The organism is Mitsuaria sp. BK041 (assembly GCF_014193085.1).
In the GTDB taxonomy this organism is placed as follows: Bacteria; Pseudomonadota; Gammaproteobacteria; order Burkholderiales; family Burkholderiaceae_C; genus Roseateles.
On record NZ_JACHYT010000001.1, the window covers coordinates 2242283 to 2258068 of the forward strand.

The following is a 15786-nucleotide window of genomic DNA, read 5'->3' on the forward strand; positions in this document are numbered from 1 at the left end:
GGCGTCGCCAGCGGCCTCAGAAGCGGTAGCTGCCGCGCAGCCAGGTGCTGCGCGGCGTTCCGAACATGTAGCCGGACTGGCCGCTCATCCAGATGTAGGTCTTGTCGGTCACGTTCTCGACGTTGAGCGACACGGTCATGCGCGGCGTGAGCTCGTAGCGCGCCAGCAGGCCGATCAGCGTGTAGCCGCCCTGCGTCAGCGGCGTCTTGGAGACGATGTCCATCGAGGTGGCGTTCTGGTAGCTGAGGTTGCCGCCGATGGTCAGCCGGCTCAGCGCGCCGGGCAGGCGGTAGCTGGTCGCCAGGTTGACGGTGCGCGTGGCCAGGTGCGGCGAAAGCGGCGTGCCATCGGCCTTGCGCGGCGTACCGTAGGCATAACCGGCCATCAGCTGCCAGCCGGTCAGCACCTCGCCGGACGCACTCAGCTCGAAGCCCTCGGTCACCGTGCCGCGCTCGCCGCGGAAAGCCGGCGAGCCATCGGGCTGCAGCGTGCCGGTGGCCACCGGCACATGGTCCTGCTTGGTGCGGAAGACCGCGACCGCGGTGTTCAGGCGGCCGCCGAAGTGCTCGCCCTTCACGCCCACCTCGACGTTGCTGCCGCGCTGCGGATCGATCACGTTGCCGTTCTCGTCCTTGGAGGTGTTGGGCTGGAAGATCTGCGTGAAGCTGCCGTAGACCGAAAACTCGCCGGTCAGGTCGTAGACCACGCCGGCGTAGGGCGTGACGACCGAGGTCTCCTTGATCGGCACGCCGTCCACCCGCGCGCCGTTGGCCGTGCCGGCCCAGGAACGCTGGTAGGACCGGTTCTCGTAGGAGGTCACCCGCGCGCCGACCAGCAGCGACAGCGCATCGGTCGCCTGCAGGCGCGTGGAGGCATAGGCCGCGCGTTCCTCGGTCTCGGCGTTCTGGCGCAGGCGCGGGTACAGGAAGTCCGGCTTGGCGATCGCGCCGAGGTCGAAGACGCCGCCCGGGCGGCGATCCAGCCGCGTGCCGGTGTTGAGCGCGCTGTTGTTGGCGATCTCGGTCTCCAGCTTGTTCACGTTGAAACCGATCACCGCCTGGTGCGTGCGGCCGAACAGCTGGTAGGGGCCCGAGGCGTAGACGTCCAGCGACTTGTTGGTGCCGTCCGCCGGGTTGTCGCTCAGCGAGACGACGCCGATGTTGGTCGCCGCGTTGATCGGGAAGGTGGGCAGCGTGCTCTGCAGGTCGCCGCTGTAGCGCTCGCGCTGGTTCTTGACCTGTGCCACCTCGGCCTTGACCTGCCAACCGTTGTCGAAGGCGTGCTGCAGGTTGACGAAGACCCGCCGGGTCTCCATGTTCCAGGTGCTCCAGGGCGTGCTGAAGGAGTAGGAACGCGGCACCACCAGCCGCGCGCCGTTGCCGTAGTAGGGCGGGATGTTGCCGAAGTTGGCGCCGTCGATGTCGTTCTTCTGGTACTCGAAGCCGGCGGCCAGCACGGTGCGGGCGCCGAGGTCGGTCTCGACGATGCCGTAGAGCAGGCTGTCCTTGCGGCGCTTGTTGTCAATGAAGGTGTCGCCGCCCGAGTGCGAGGCGACGATGCGGCCGCGCACGCCGCCGCTGGCGGTGAGGCTGCCGCCGATGTCGGCCTGCGCCAGGGTGCGGCTCCAGTTGCCGGCGCCGACGGTGACGCTGCCCTCGAACTGCTGGGTCGGGCGCTTGCGGACCAGGTTGACCGAGCCGCCGGGCTGGCCCACGCCGTTGAGCAGGCCGGCCGGTCCGCGGATGACCTCGACGCGGTCGTACATCGCCATGCTGGTCATGCTGGCCTCGGCCGAGACATTGTTGTAGGCCAGCGTCGGGATGCCGTCGACCATCTGGCTCAGCGAGAAGCCGCGCGACGTGAAGTCCACGCGCTCGTCGCGCCGGTTGACGACGATGCCGGGCGTCTGGCGCATCACCTCGTTGAGCGTGTCCAGGTTCTGCTCGTCCATCTGCTGGCGGCCGACGACCGTCAGCGACTGCGGCGTCTCCCGCGGCGACAGCGGCATGCGGGTGCCGGCGCCGGTGCTGCGCACCGTGTAGGAGCCGGTGCCCTCGCTGGTGGCGGACCGGCCGCTCACCGACACGGTGGGCAGCGCGGCGCCGGAGGTGGTGCCCGATGTGGCGGCCGAGGCGGCGGCTCCGGGCGCCGCGGCGGAGGCGGCCGCGGCCGCGGGAGCGCTGTCGGTGGGCGCCTCGGCGGCGACGGCCTGCGCCCGCGCGGGCGCGGCGCCGGCGAGCGCGAGGGTGCCGAAGGCGGTGGTCAGGGCCAACGACAGCCGGTGAGGACGGAACAGGGCGAGCGACGGGAACGGGGACATGGCGCGATCCTTCTGAGGATTCATGGTTGTGGCGAACGGGAACAGGGTGGGCAACGAGGCGCCCGGAACGTGAAAAAGCGCGCCGCCACGGATCCCGTGTGGCGGCGCGCGTCGCGGAGAAGGGGCAGGTCGGCGCGATCGGGTCCTCCGTTCAAGGACCCGGCGGCGGCCGGCAGAGGCCGGCTCGCGGCGCCCCGGACCGGCCGCTCATGCGGCCTGCCGGGCGCTGTCCTGCCGCCCAGTCGCGTGGTCCAGGCCGGTCGCGCCGTGCAGCGCGCCGCGGATCTCGCCCGAGCGGATCGCGGTCACCGACAGCAGCGTGTCGCTCAGCCCGTGGGTCAGCTCGCAGGCGCCTTGCAGGAAGACGCTGGGATGGAAGCCGGGCTGCGCGCGCAGCCGGTAGTGGCGGTCCACCTCCCAGTCGCCGAGGTAGGGCGCCAGCGGCGCCAGCAGGCTGCGGTGGCGGTCGCGCTCGTAGCCGGTGGCCAGCACGATCGCGTCGTAGTCCTGCGTGGTCGTGCGCGCGTGGTTCAGGTCGCGCAGCGTCAGGCGCAGGCCGTGCTCGCCGGCCTGCACCCCGGCCACCTCGTGGCGGCGCAGGAAGCGGTGGCGCGGCTCGCCGCTGACGCGCTGGCGGTAGAAGACCTCGAAGATCTGCTGGATCAGCGCCAGGTCCGGCGCCGCGTAGTTGGTGTGCCAGTACTCGTTGAGCAGCTCCTCGCGCTCGCTGCCGGAGCGGCTGAAGACGAAGTCGGTGAAGTCGGCGTTGAAGATCTCGTTGACGAAGGGGCTGTCGTCCGAGGGCTTGATCGAGCGCGCCCGCATCACCAGGTCCACCTGCGGCCGCTGCGGCCGGCCGTGCAGGTCCATGAAGATCTCCGCCGCGCTCTGGCCCGCGCCGACGACGGCGATGCGCCGCGCCTGGCCGTGGCTGGCGATGGCTTCCAGGTAGTGGCTGGAGTGGAAGACGCGCGGATCGTCCTTGAAGGCCTTGAACTCGGCCGGGATGCGCGGTGCGCCACCGACGCCCACCACCAGGTGCCGCGTCAGGCGCTCGCGCACGGCGCCCGCGGCGTCGCGCGAGCGCACCCGAAGCAGCTTCACCTCGCCGGCGCGCGGCTCGGGCAGCACTTCGACCACGTCCTCGCCATAGGCGCAGCGGTCCTCGAACTGCGCCGCGGCCCAGGCCAGGTAGTCGTTGAACTCGTGACGGCTGGGGAAGAAGGTCTTCAGGTTGATGAAGTCCTGCAGGCGGTCCTTCTCGTGCAGGTAGTTCAGGAAGGTGAAGCGGCTGGACGGGTTGCGCAGCGTCGCCAGGTCCTTCAGGAAGGAGATCTGCATGTGCGCCTGGTCCAGCAGCATGTTCCTGTGCCAGACGAAACCGGGCTGGCGTTCCACGAACAGCGCGTCCAGCGGCCGGTGCTGCGGGCGCGCGTCGCGACCTTCCTCCAGCGCGATGGCCAGGGCGATGTTGGACGGGCCGAAGCCGATGCCGATCAGGTCATGGATGTGCATGGGTGCCTCAGGATTGGGGAACTGCGAGGGAATGGCCGGAGGACGCGGGCGCAGGCGCGTCGACGTCGTCGGTGCGCGGGATCCAGAGCGCGTCGTCGAAGAAGCGCTCGCGCATCAGCAGGCCCAGCACCGCGCGCTTGTGCGGGAACTGGATCTCCTTGAGCGAGGCGTAACCGCAGCGGTGGAGGCTGCGGATCATCCGGCGGTTGTCGATGCGGGGCTCGATCACCAGGCGCTGGGTGCGGCAGTCGTCGAGGAAGAGGTAATGGGAGACGCCCGGCATCCAGGCGGTCAGGAAGGGCCGGCCGCGCAGCGCCGGCTCGCCCACCAGCACATGCCAGCCGCGATCGTGGTCGGCGGCGTCGTAGAAGGGCGCGATGCGGTCTTCCTTGGCCCAGTAGGCCTCGACGTAGCAGAACGGCCGCTCGTCCAGGCAGCCGATCAGCCCGGTGGTGTGCGGGTCGGCGGCCACGCCGGCGAGGTAGCGGCGGTGGTGCTCCAGGTCGCCGGTCTCCTGCCAGAAGTGCGCGACGGCGGGCTCGTTCATCCAGCGGTTCACGGTGGCCAGGTCGCGCTCGACGTCCATCGCGCGCAGGCTGAAGGCCTGGTCCAGCCAGGGGATGTGGCGGCGGTAGACGGCGCCGACCGGCTTGGGCGGCCGGCGCGGATGGCGGCGGCCGTCCTTGCTGAAGACGTACTGGCTGGGCGGCGGATCGCGCCGGTCGGTCAGCCACAGGCGGTCCCATTGCCAGAACAGCTCCCGCGAGACGGTGGCCGGCTGGCCGGCGGGCTGCAGCGCGATGCCGCCCGCGAGGAGCGCCGAGCCGGCCGGCAACGCGCCGCCGAGCGACACAGCCGCAAGGTCCGGGCGCAGCGCAAAGACCGCTTCCAGCGCCGCGGGCAGGTGGAGGTCGAGCAGCGCCGGAGGCGTCCGGTCCAGGTCGTCGCGGGGCTGCAGCAGCGGCAGCGGCGCGGCGGGCTCCAGCATCCAGGCGCTGACCGGCCCGCCGTCCCGCGGCAGCACGCTCAGGTGGGGGCCGTTCATGACGGTCTCGAGCTCCTGGCCCGCGACGCGGCTCAGGATGCGGCCGGCGGTGCGGGAGCCGGCGCTGGCGAGGGAAGGATCGGAGCCGGCGGACAGGGCCGGCGCAGCGATGGACATGGGACTGCCTCGGAAGTGGTCGCGGCGCTCGGCGCGCCGCCGTCTTCCGGTAATGACGTTGGCCGCGCCGATTTGTTCATGCGGGCGGTGCCCGGGGGCGCGGTGGCCCGGCTCAGCGGAAGGCGTGGGCCAGCGCGGCGGCGGCGTCGGCGCGCAGCGTGGCGGCGTCCTCGACCACGTTCCCGAGCCGGGCGAAGTCATGCACCATGCCGGCGTAAACCTGGACGCGGGTGCGCACGCTGGCGGCCTCCAGCGCCCGCGCGTAGGCCAGGCCCTCGTCCAGCAGCGGGTCGAACTCGGCCAGCGCGAGGTGCGCGGGGGCCAGGCCGTGCAGGCTGGCGGCCTGCAAGGGCGCGAAGCGCCAGTCCAGGCGGTCCGCGTCGTCGCGCAGGTACTGGCCGAACATCCATTGCAGGTTGCGCTGCTCCAGCAGGTGGCCGGTGGCCAGCCGGCGATGGGACGGCGTGTCCTGGTGGGCGCTGGTGCAGGGATAGAGCAGCAGCTGCAGCACCGGTTGCGCCAGGCCGGCGTCGCGCGCGGCCAGGGTCAGCGCGGTCGCGAGCGTGCCGCCGACGCTGTCGCCGCCGACGGCGATGCGGGCCGGGTCCAGCCCCAGCGCCACGGCATGGGCGCGCAGCCAGGCCGCGGCGTCCTCGGCATCGTGGAAGGCGGTGGGGAAGCGGTGCTCGGGGGCGCGCCGGTAATCGACGGCGAGGACCGCGCAGGCCGCCTGCCGCGCGAGGTCCCGGCACAGCGAGTCGTGCGAGTCCAGCCCGCCCAGCACGTAACCCCCGCCATGGAAGAACAGCAGCACCGGCGCGCGCGGCGCCGTGTCGCCGCGGTAGAGCCGGGCGGGCAGGGCGTGGCCGTCGCGGGCGGGCAGCGTCAGCGCCTCGCAGGGCAGGTCGGGGCCGGGCAGGTCCAGCGCCCGCGTCGAGCGGTCGTAGGCGGCGCGCGCCTGTTCGGCGGTCAACTCGTGCAGCGCCGGGCCGTCGGCGTTCGCGGCGTTGACCAGGTCGAGGAAGGCTTCCAGATCGGGATGCAGGGGCATGGGAGGGTCGCCGGCGCGGGGCGGATTCGTTGCGGGAAGGGCGCCATCACGCGCCTGCAGGTAAGACGTCCGTCCCGCGCGCTTGTTCATGGGCGGTCGTCGTCGGCGCCACCTTTTCGCGGCGCGAGCCATGAACAAACCCGCCGCCGGATCGTCTACCCGGTAGGACCTCACCCGTCCGCCGCGCCGCTGGGCCGGCGGCTGAAAGACCGCGCTGATGAACACTGCTCCTGGCACCCCGGCTGGCGATCCGCCGGGCCCCGCTCCCGGCAAGGCCGGCGAAGTCTCCGGGCTCCTGAAGCCCTTCCTGCCCTGGCTGGCCTTCTCCGCGGTGACCGGCGTGGCCGCCGGCGCGGCGACGGTGGCGCTGCTGGGCACGATCAACGCGGTGCTGAACCGGCCCGGCGGCATGGCCGGCGGGCTGCTGCTGACCTTCGTGGCGCTGTGCGCGATCGCGCTGGTGGGGCGCGCGGCGTCCAGCATGAGCACCAACCTGGTCGGCCAGCGGCTGGTGGCGCAGGTGCGCAAGAGCCTGGCGCGCAAGATCCTGGCCGCGCCCATCGATGCCCTCGAGCGCTATCGCACCCACCGCCTGATGCCGGTGCTGACCGGCGACGTGGACATGATCAGCGACGCCGCCTTCGTGCTGTCCTCGGCGCTGATCGCGCTGGCGATCACGCTGGGCTGCCTGGGCTACCTGGCCTGGCTGTCACCGGCGCTGTTCGTGCTGCTTCTGGTGGCCCTGGTCGTGGGCGTGGGCGTGCAGACCTGGGCCCAGGCGCGCGGCATCAAGGGCTTCCACAAGGCCCGCGACGCCGAGGAGCAGCTGCACAAGGCCTACCGCGCCATCAGCGACGGCGCCAAGGAACTGCGCATGCACCGCGCGCGCCGCGCCGGCATGTACGGCGGACAGATCGAAGGCACGGTCGACCGCATCCGCGAGATCAACTGGCGCGCCATCAACACCTACGTGCTGGCGACGGCCTTCGGCTCGGCGCTGTTCTTCCTGCTGATCGCGCTGATCCTGGGCTGGGCGGCGCTCAGCACGATGCCGCCACCGGTGCTCAGCGGCTTCGTGCTGGTGCTGCTGTTCCTGAAAGGCCCGCTGGACCAGATCGCCGCGGCGGTGCCGGGCATCGGCCGGGCGCGGGTGGCCTTCCAGCGCATCGCGGACATGTCGGCGCGCTTCGCCACGCCCGAGCCCTTCCTGGACCTGGGCCAGCCCGGCGAGCCGGCCGCGCTGGCCGAGTCGATCGAGCTGCGCGGCGTGCGCTACGGCTTCCCGGCACCCGACGGCGGCGAGGCCTTCGTGCTCGGGCCGGTGGACCTGACGCTGCGGCGCGGGGAGATGGTGTTCGTCGTCGGCGACAACGGCTCGGGCAAGACCACGCTGGTCAAGCTGCTGCTGGGGCTGTACGCGCCGCAGCAGGGCCAGGTGCTGGCGGACGGCCGGCCGGTGACCGACCAGACCCGCGACCACTATCGCCAGCTCTACACGACGGTGTTCTCGGACTTCTACCTGTTCGAGGACCTGGCCGCCGAGGCCGGGCAGGGCGGCAGCCTGCCGCAGCGCGCGCTGCCCTACCTGCAGCGGCTGGAGATCGCGCACAAGGTGTCGGTCAAGAACGGCGCGTTCAGCACGGTGGACCTGTCGACCGGCCAGCGCAAGCGCCTGGCGCTGGTGCATGCCTACCTGGAAGGTCGCCCGGTGCTGGTCTTCGACGAGTGGGCGGCCGACCAGGATCCGACCTTCCGCCACCTGTTCTACACGGAGCTGCTGCCGGAGCTGCGCGACAAGGGCCACCTGCTGATCGTGGTCTCGCACGACGACCGCTACTTCCACCTCGCCGATCGCGTGATCCGCATGGCCCAGGGCCGGATCGTCGAGGGCGCGGCGCCCGCGTCCCGGCCGGAACGCGCGGCCGCGGCGGCCTGACCCTCGGCCTGATCCTCGGCCTGTCCCTCAGCCCTGCGCCAGCGCCTGGACCTGGGCGGTGCTCAGCGCGCCGCCGTAGATCCGGAAGTCCTGCAGCCGCCCGTTGAAGTAGGGGTCCTGCCCGTACTGCGCGCGGCCGAGCCAGTTCTGCGTCGTGTCGCCGAGCTGGTAGGGCGCCAGGTCCATCGTCGTGATCGACGCGGCCACCGCGCCGTCGACGTGCAGGGTGCAGGTGCGGTCCTTGAGCGTCATCGCCAGGTGCACCCAGCGGCCCTTGGCCAGCGGGCCGGTGGAGACCGTCTGCTCGCCGAAGTAGCTGGTGTTGGTCACGCTGACCCGCATCGTGTCGTTGCTCACCAGCAGCGTGAGATAGGTGATGTCGGTCGAGCCGAAGTCGAAGACGCGGGCGTTGCCCTTGTTCACCCCGTTCCACCAGACCCAGCCGGCGATGGTGACGTCGCCGACGCCGGCCAGCACGCCCGTGGGCAGCGCCAGGTGGCCCGAGGCGCCGTCCAGCGCCAGCGCCTTCGTGCCGGCCTTGCGGCCGTCGCCCCAGGAGGCGCCGCCGACCAGCGTGCCGTTGCGCTGGCGCCCGCCGACATCGCGCGCCGTCGTGCCCTGGCCGTCGTCCAGCGGCAGGCTCAGCAGCAGCGGGGCGTCCAGGTCCACGGTCGATGTGGCCGAGGTCGACAGCACCGCGCCGGCGCCGTCCAGCGCGCGGACCTGGTACTGCCACCGGCCTTGCGACACCGCGCTGTCCGTCCAGGTGGGCAGGCCGCCGGCGTTCACGCGGGTGAGTTCGGTGTAGGTGGAGGAGCCGGCCGGCGCGCGCATCACCGCATGGGCCGCCGCATCCGCGCTGCCCCACCACGAGAGCTGGATCGCGCCGCCGCGCACGATGGCCTGCAGCCCGGCGGGCGGGACGCGCGTCACCTCCGCGTCGCGCGAGAAGGTCAGCGTGCCGAAGCTCAGGTCGTCGCCGAGCCAGGTGTTGCCCTCCGGCCGCAGTTGCGCGGCCAGCGCGCTGACCCACGGCGCGGCCAGGCCCTTGCGCTTGACGTAATGGTTGTAGATCGGCTCCCAGCACGGGCGGCCATTCGGCCGGCCGCCGTCGGACACCGCGGTGAAGGTGCCCTGCCGGTTGATGTAGAGGTAGAAGGGCAGCGTGTAGAAGGCGCCGGCGGCGTCCTTCAGGTTGGACTTGGCGACGTACTCCGCGCCGGCCAGCAGCCGGTTGTCGTCCTCGCCGTAGAGGTCGTCGCCCTGGTTCCAGGCCATCTCGCACAGGTAGCCGGCCATGCCCAGGCTGAGCGTCGCATGGCCCTGGTCGCGGCCGCTTTCCTGCCACTGGCCCATGTGGCCGGGATGGCGCGCGTAGACCATGTGGCGCGAGGCGCCGTTGCCGCGGCCGCGGTGGAAGTAGTCCAGCGCCTCCTGGTACACGTCGGCCCGGTCGGCGAAGACGCCCACGGCCAGCATGCCCACCAGGCACACCAGGTCCCAGTTGGCCCATTGGTTGGTGATGTTGGTGCCGTTGTGGTCCTTCAGGAAGCTGCTCTGCAGCGGATAGAAATGCGTCAGCAGCCATTGCTGGCAGGCGGCCCGGTCGGTCGCGCTCCAGCCGCTATAGGTGCGCAGGATCTCGGCCGCGTTGGCCCACTGGTAGCCGTAGATGCCGGCGGCGAGGAAGCGGTCGCCGTTGCCGGTCAGCGTGGTCATCGTGCTCACCCACGCGTTGACGTAACGCACGGCCTGGTCGGCATAGGCGGGGTCGTTGGTGACCTTCCAGCGCAGCGCCAGCTGGTAGGCGCGCTGCACGTCCTCGACCATCGCGCGGAAGTTCTCGCCGTCGCCGCCGCGGATCGCGGTGACGACCGGTTGCGGATCGCGTCCCAGCTGCGCGCGGCTGCTCGAGGTCAGCGCGCGCAGGCCGCTCACCCAGGGTTCGCGACCGGCCGCGAGCTGGGTGCGCATGCGGGTGAAGTCGGCTTCGGTGTGCAGCAGGCCGGGGTGGGTGAAGACGCGCGCCGTCGAGGTGCCGCCGGTCGTCGTGCCACCGGTGCTGCCGCTGGTGGTGCCACCGGTCGGCGTCGACGCGCCGCCGCTGCTCTCGGCCGAGACGGCCTCGTTGGCACCGCCTCCGCCCGAGCCGCAGGCCGACAGGCCCAGCGCCGAGCCGCCGGTCACGAGGGCCCGGCGCATCCATTGGCGGCGGGTGCTGGTCGACGCGAGCCACGCGTCAAAGTCGAAATTCATCACGGTGGGGCCTGCGTCGGAAGAGGAAGGGAGGGCGACATGCGGCGTTTGCGAGCGCGTGGCGCATCTTGGCCGGACACCGTTGTCATCGCCTCAACCGTTGCACTCTGTGACCGCTGCCCGTCGGCCTCGCACAACACCCGGCCCCCGGGCCGCGGCGGTGCGGACCGGAGAGCTCACCGAGTCATCACGAAACGATCACCGATCGGTCGCGTCCGCCGTGCTTGGCGTCGTAGAGCGCCGCATCGGCGCGCGCGACCAGCGCCTCCAGCGACTCGTCGCAAGCCGGGGGCACGCCCACCACGCCGGCGCTGCAGGTCGCGGCCAGCGGCGTGCCGGTGCCGATGTCGAAGGGCTGGTCGCCGATGCAGCGCTGCAGGGCCTGCGCGCGGCGCCGGCCCTGCTCCTGCGCCATCGACAGGCCGGGCAGCACCAGCAGGAATTCCTCGCCGCCCCAACGGCCGATCGCGTCGTAGTCGCGCATCGTGGCTTTGAGCCGCAGCACCAGTTGCGTCAGCACCGCGTCGCCGGCGGGATGGCCATGGGTGTCGTTGATGCGCTTGAAGTGGTCGATGTCGATCAGCATCAGCGTCACCGCCGCGTCGCCGCGGCGGGCCCGCGCGATCTCCCGGGCGGCCAGGTCGGTGATGGCGCGCCGGTTCATCGCGCCGGTCAGGCCGTCGGTCAGCGCGAGGGTGCGCATCTGCTCGTAGGACGCCTTGAGCTCGGCCGTGCGCCGCCCGACGAGGCCTTCCAGCTCGCGCTGGCGCCGCACCCAGGCGCGCACCCGCCAGCGATGCGCCAGCGCGATCAGCGCCACCGCCAGCGCGCCGGCCGCCGCCAGCGCCCAGGCGCTGCGCCACCAGGGCGGCCGGATCTCGAAGGGCAGCGCGGCGAGCTCGGACACCAGGCCGAGGTCGATGTTCTCCACCCGCGCCTCGAAGACGTAGCGACCGCCGGGCAGCGCGGGGAAGACGACGTCCTCGTGCGCCGTGGTGCGCCATTGCTCGTCCAGGCCGCGCAGCCGGTAGCGCACCTGCTGCGTGGCGCGGTTCCGGAATACCGGCGCGGCCCAGGCGATCTCCAGCGCGCCGGCGGACCAGTCCGCCGTCCAGGCGCGATCCAGCGGCATCGGCACCTGGTCGCGTGTCACGCGGGTGAGGTGCAGGGCAACGCGCGCCGGGTCGAGCAGCCGTTCGGGCGCGATCACCTGCGTCGCGCCGCGGCTCGTGCCGATCCAGATGTCGCCGGCGGCGTCCTCGACCAGCGCGTTCTGGTTGCAGTCGTTCCAGCCCAGGCCGTTGCTGTCGTCGAAACGGCGCCAGGGACCGCCGTTCCAGACCAGCACGCCGTCGTCCGTCGTCACCCACAGCCAGCCGCGACGGTCGGACAGCAGCGCCATCACCGTGCGGCGGCCGAGGACCTCGCCCGGCTGCAGCGCGGCGGCGCGCCACGCGCCAGCGCCGTCGCTGCCGCCGCTGCTGTTGCCGTCGCTGTCGCTCGCCACCCGCCAGAGCCGGTGGTCCCGCGAGGCGACCCACAGCGCGCCGTCCCGGCCGCAGGCGACCTTCTCGATCGACAGGCCGTCCGGCAGCCCGGCGATGGCCGGCCTCGTCACGCCGTGGGCCTCGTCATGCGCGATCAGCCCGGCCGACGTGGCGAACCAGGTGCGCCGCTGGGGCGAGGTGCACGCCGCGAAGACGGTCAGGGACTTCGCGCGGTCGGCCGCCATGCCCGGCGCCGGCACCACCCGGGGCGGCGCCCCGGTGGCCCCGCTGGCGGCCCCGCCGGCGGGCGGCACGAGGAAGAGGCCCTTGTCGGTTCCCGCCCACATCCCGCCGCCCAGCGCCGGCTGCAGCACGAACACCAGCGGCAACCCCTTGGCCACGCGCTGCCACGCTCCGCCGGCCCGTCGCCGGAACAGCTCGCCGGAGTAGGTCGCCATCCACAGCTGGCCCGCCTCGTCCCGCGCCAGGCCCCCGACCTGATCGTTCGTTCCGCCGGGCGTCCGGACATCCACCCTGCCGCTGTCCGGATCCAACAGGGCCGCGCCGTTTCCGGTGCCCAGCCACATCCGTCCGGGCGCCTCCTCCAGGAAGGTCCAAAGGTCGTCGCTCGGCACGCCCTGGCGCCGGGTCCACTGACGCCAGTGCTCGTAGCCGCGCCAGTGCACGAGCCCGTGACCGGCCGTGCCCAGCCACAGGTCGTGGTCGCGGTCCTGCAGGATCGCGTGCACGCCGCTGCCGACGTCCAGTCCGTGCTCGGCGCCGAAGCGCGTCCAGCGGCCCGACTGCCAGCGCAGCACGCCGTCGTCGCTCGAGGTGAGGACGCGGCCCTGCGTGTCCTCCGCCAGCGGCAGGTGCAGCCGCACGGTGCTGTCGCCCAGGCGCGACGGCGTGAGGTCCTCGAAGCGATCCGCGCCCGGCGCCTGGCGCGCGACCTGCGTCTGGCCGCGCGCCCACAGGGCGCCGTCGCGCGTGCGCAGCAGGTCGCCCCAGCGCGCCGGCTTCAGGCCGTCGCGCTCGCCGAACCGGGTCAGGGCGCCGTCCCGCCAGCGGCACAGCGCCCGGCCACAGCCCAGCCACCATCCGCCGTCCGGCTCCACCAGCACCGCATGGATGTCGGCCAGCGAGGGCTCCCGGTCCAGCAGCGCCTGCGCGAAGGCCGGCGTGGCGCGCCAGCCGCTGCCGTCCCGGCGAAGCACGTACAGCCCGTCCATCGCCGCCACCAGCACGCCGCCGTCGGCCGTGGCGGCGATGGTCCGATGGCCCTGGCGCACGGAGAGCGCGGGGCTGCCGGTGGCGATCACCTCCAGCCCCTGGGGCCCCAGGCGGGCGAGGCCGCTGATCATCCCGACCCACACGCCGCCGCGGCCGTCCGGCGCCAGCGAGCTGATGTGGCGGTTGACGAGCGGCAGGTCGGGCGCGTCGATGCGGGTGATGCGGGCGCCGTCGTGGCGATAGAGACCGTTCTCGGTGCCGATGACCAGGCGGCCGTCGGGCAACTGGACCGTGGCCGTGACGGAGAGATTGGAGAGCCCGTCCGACTGCGTGTGCGTGGTCAGCGCCAGGTCTTGCGCCGGGGCCGTGGCGACCAGTGCGCCCGCCAGCAGGCCCGCGAGGATCCAGCGGGCGAACCGGATCGGCGCGGAGCGGCGCGGAGCGGGCGAGGCGAGTGGGGCGAGCGTGGCGGAAGAGGGCATCGGTGGACGCGAGGACCGGCGATCAGCCAAGGCGCCGCAGCGGTTCGCGACGCACGTTCAGCTCCGGAGGATAGCGGGCAGGCGGGCGCTCATCGCACCGTGTCGCACCGGGCGCTGATCGCGAGGGCCGGGCGTGAGACTTTCTGCCTCGAAAGCCGCGCTAGCGGCTCGCGGCCGCTTCGTCAATCCTCCCTGAAGTGCGATGTGTCGATCGTGTTGCACTCCGATACAGTGCTTCACTCGAGTCCGCCGCCGAGCGAGCACTTCGTGAGCAATCTCACAGGGCGCGGACTGCCTAGGGCAAAACCGGCGCGAGCCGGCGACGCAAAGCTTCCGGTCTCCCTCCGGCATCCCTCCGATGCCGTGGCGCGAGATAGCGGGGTTGCCGGACGGGTCCGCGCCAGTCCGTGATGCATTGCCGTCTTCCCGGCTGCCTTGGGTTCAGAAAAACAACGCCCAACAGGCAGGCAAGGGATGCAGCAGGACAAGAACAAGCGGGCGCACGTGCGCCCGGCCGCCGGCGTGCCGGCAGTGGCGATGGTCGCGCTGGCCGCGGCGCTCGCCGCCGGCGTGGAAACCGCCTGGGGTCAGGCCTTGCCGCCGGGCACGGTCGACCCCGACGCGCAACGCCAGCTCCAGCAACAGCGCGAGGCGCAGCAGCGCCAGTCGCTGGAGCGCGAACCCGACGTGCGCCTGCGCGCCAGCCCGCCCCCGGCACGTCAACGCCTGCGCGACGACGAGTCGCCCTGTTTCCTCATCACCCGGATCGAGCTGGACGGCGTCGAGGACCAGCCCCGCATGGCCCGCCAGATCCGCGCGCTGGACGGCCCGCAGGGCGACGACGCCCCGATCGGCCGTTGCCTGGGCGCCACCGGCGTGGCCACGCTGGTCACGCGGCTGCAGGACGCGCTGATCGAGGAAGGCTTCATCACCACGCGCGTGCTGGCCGCGCCCCAGGATCTGTCCACCGGCGTGCTGCGCCTGACCGTGGTGCCGGGACGCGTCCACGCGATCCGCGTGCGCGAGGGCAGTTCCCCGCAGGTGCGGCTGGCCAACGCGCTGCCGGTCAAGCCCGGCGACGTGCTCAACCTGCGCGACATGGAGCAGGCGCTGGAGAACCTGCAGCGCGTGCCCGGCGCGCAGGCCGACATCCAGGTCGAACCCGCCCGCGACACGGTCGAGCCCGGCTACAGCGACCTCGCCGTCAGCTACCAGGGCGGGCGCCAATGGCGCTGGCAGGTGTCGCTGGACGACAGCGGCAGCGAGGCCACCGGCCGCTATCCGCTGGCGCTGACCGCCTCGCTGGACCATGCGCTGACGCTCAACGACCTCTTCTACGTGACCCTGAACCGCGACGCCGACTGGCTCGCGCGCCGCGTCGACGAGCGCGACGGTCCGCACAAGGGCACCGGCGGCCACGTGCTGCACTACTCGCTGCCCTGGGGCCACGCGCTGCTGAGCGTCACCGTCAGCCGCAGCGGCTATCGCCAGGTCGTCATCGGCGCGAACCAGACCTACGTCTACCGCGGCGCCAGCAGCAACGGCGAACTCAAGCTGACCCGCATGCTCTGGCGCGACGGCCAGTACAAGTTCAGCGGTTTCGTGAAGCTGTTCGGGCGCGGCTCGCGCAACTACATCGACGACACCGAGGTCGAGGTCCAGCGCCGGCGCACCGGCGGCTGGGAAGCCGGCTTCAACCTCAAGCGCCAGGCCGGCGGCGTCGGCAGCGAGGCCGAGTTCAGCCTCAAGCGCGGCACCGGCGCCTTCCACGCGCTCGAGGCGCCCGAGGAGGCCTTCGGCGAGGCCGACTCGCGCGTGAAGCTGCTGCAGGGCAGCGTGAGTGTCAACGGCGCGCTGCCGCTGGGCGCCCGTCAGCTGCAGCTGAGCAGCTCGCTGCGCGGCCAGCTCGCGCTGAACCGCCTGACGCCGCAGGACCGCTTCTCCATCGGCGGCCGCTACACGGTGCGCGGCTTCGGCAGCGATGCCTCCCTGTCCGCCGATGACGGCCTGCTCTGGCGCAACGAGGCCGAGCTGCCGGTGAGCGCGCCGCAGGGCTCCCCGGCGGTGTCGATGTACCTGGGCGTGGACGCCGGCTTGGTCGGCGGCAACGGCGCGGAACGCCTGGCCGGACGCCACCTGACCGGCGCCGTCATCGGCTCGCGCCTGCGCACGCAGGGCTTCTCGCTCGATGTCTTCGCCGGCGCGCCGCTGTGGCAGCCCGCGCGCTTCCCGGCGGCCCGCGTCGTCGCGGGCTTCAGCCTGACCTATTCCCGTTGATGCCTTTCCGTTGATGCCCTTGCGCTGACCCGGATCCCTCGCTCCCCAATTTCTCCGTTGAGCTCAC

The 15786-nt window shown here is 72.5% G+C and carries 8 protein-coding genes and 1 riboswitch; of the genes, 2 read left to right on the forward strand and 6 right to left on the reverse strand.

Annotation, left to right across the window (positions count from 1 at the left end; translation table 11 throughout):
- Window positions 1-16: 16 nt before the first annotated feature.
- The 4 genes from FHT38_RS09735 to FHT38_RS09750 all read right to left on the reverse strand — a co-directional run bounded on the left by FHT38_RS09735 (window position 17) and on the right by FHT38_RS09750 (window position 6048).
- On the reverse strand, window positions 17-2320 hold the full coding sequence (locus tag FHT38_RS09735; protein WP_183491550.1) for a TonB-dependent siderophore receptor: 2304 nt from the start codon (window positions 2318-2320) through the stop codon (window positions 17-19).
- Between the two features lie 207 nt (window positions 2321-2527).
- Complete coding sequence (locus FHT38_RS09740; RefSeq protein ID WP_183491552.1) at window positions 2528-3835, reverse strand: lysine N(6)-hydroxylase/L-ornithine N(5)-oxygenase family protein; 1308 nt, start codon at window positions 3833-3835, stop codon at window positions 2528-2530.
- A 7-nt stretch (window positions 3836-3842) separates the two neighbouring features.
- On the reverse strand, window positions 3843-4997 hold the full coding sequence (locus FHT38_RS09745; protein ID WP_255488644.1) for a GNAT family N-acetyltransferase: 1155 nt from the start codon (window positions 4995-4997) through the stop codon (window positions 3843-3845).
- Between the two features lie 112 nt (window positions 4998-5109).
- Window positions 5110-6048, reverse strand: a complete 939-nt coding sequence (locus tag FHT38_RS09750; protein WP_183491554.1) for an alpha/beta hydrolase — start codon at window positions 6046-6048, stop codon at window positions 5110-5112.
- A 217-nt stretch (window positions 6049-6265) separates the two neighbouring features.
- Here FHT38_RS09750 and FHT38_RS09755 point away from each other — a divergent pair, with 217 nt between their 5' ends.
- Window positions 6266-7984 carry a cyclic peptide export ABC transporter gene (locus FHT38_RS09755; protein ID WP_183491556.1) on the forward strand — a complete coding sequence of 573 codons (1719 nt, stop codon included), beginning with the start codon at window positions 6266-6268 and terminating at the stop codon, window positions 7982-7984.
- Between the two features lie 27 nt (window positions 7985-8011).
- On the opposite strand, the gene FHT38_RS09760 is transcribed toward FHT38_RS09755, so the two are convergent.
- Complete coding sequence (locus FHT38_RS09760) at window positions 8012-10240, reverse strand: LamG-like jellyroll fold domain-containing protein (protein WP_255488645.1); 2229 nt, start codon at window positions 10238-10240, stop codon at window positions 8012-8014.
- Between the two features lie 187 nt (window positions 10241-10427).
- Entirely contained in the window at window positions 10428-13442 is a 3015-nt protein-coding gene (locus FHT38_RS09765; protein ID WP_183491558.1) for a ligand-binding sensor domain-containing diguanylate cyclase, read from the reverse strand.
- A 289-nt stretch (window positions 13443-13731) separates the two neighbouring features.
- Window positions 13732-13832: riboswitch (cyclic di-GMP riboswitch) on the forward strand.
- Between the two features lie 84 nt (window positions 13833-13916).
- On the opposite strand from FHT38_RS09765, the gene FHT38_RS09770 reads away from it, so the two are divergent.
- Window positions 13917-15719 carry a ShlB/FhaC/HecB family hemolysin secretion/activation protein gene (locus FHT38_RS09770; RefSeq protein WP_183491561.1) on the forward strand — a complete coding sequence of 601 codons (1803 nt, stop codon included), beginning with the start codon at window positions 13917-13919 and terminating at the stop codon, window positions 15717-15719.
- Window positions 15720-15786: the final 67 nt, after the last annotated feature.

Excerpts from the sequence above, each read along its gene's own strand:
- FHT38_RS09735 (WP_183491550.1), bottom strand. The coding sequence starts at position 2,320 with ATGTCCCCGTTCCCGTCGCTCGCCCTGTTCCGTCCTCACCGGCTGTCG.
- FHT38_RS09740 (WP_183491552.1), bottom strand. The coding sequence starts at position 3,835 with ATGCACATCCATGACCTGATCGGCATCGGCTTCGGCCCGTCCAACATC.
- FHT38_RS09745 (WP_255488644.1), bottom strand. The coding sequence starts at position 4,997 with ATGTCCATCGCTGCGCCGGCCCTGTCCGCCGGCTCCGATCCTTCCCTC.
- FHT38_RS09750 (WP_183491554.1), bottom strand. The coding sequence starts at position 6,048 with ATGCCCCTGCATCCCGATCTGGAAGCCTTCCTCGACCTGGTCAACGCC.
- FHT38_RS09755 (WP_183491556.1), top strand. The coding sequence starts at position 6,266 with ATGAACACTGCTCCTGGCACCCCGGCTGGCGATCCGCCGGGCCCCGCT.
- FHT38_RS09760 (WP_255488645.1), bottom strand. The coding sequence starts at position 10,240 with ATGAATTTCGACTTTGACGCGTGGCTCGCGTCGACCAGCACCCGCCGC.
- FHT38_RS09765 (WP_183491558.1), bottom strand. The coding sequence starts at position 13,442 with ATGCCCTCTTCCGCCACGCTCGCCCCACTCGCCTCGCCCGCTCCGCGC.
- FHT38_RS09770 (WP_183491561.1), top strand. The coding sequence starts at position 13,917 with ATGCAGCAGGACAAGAACAAGCGGGCGCACGTGCGCCCGGCCGCCGGC.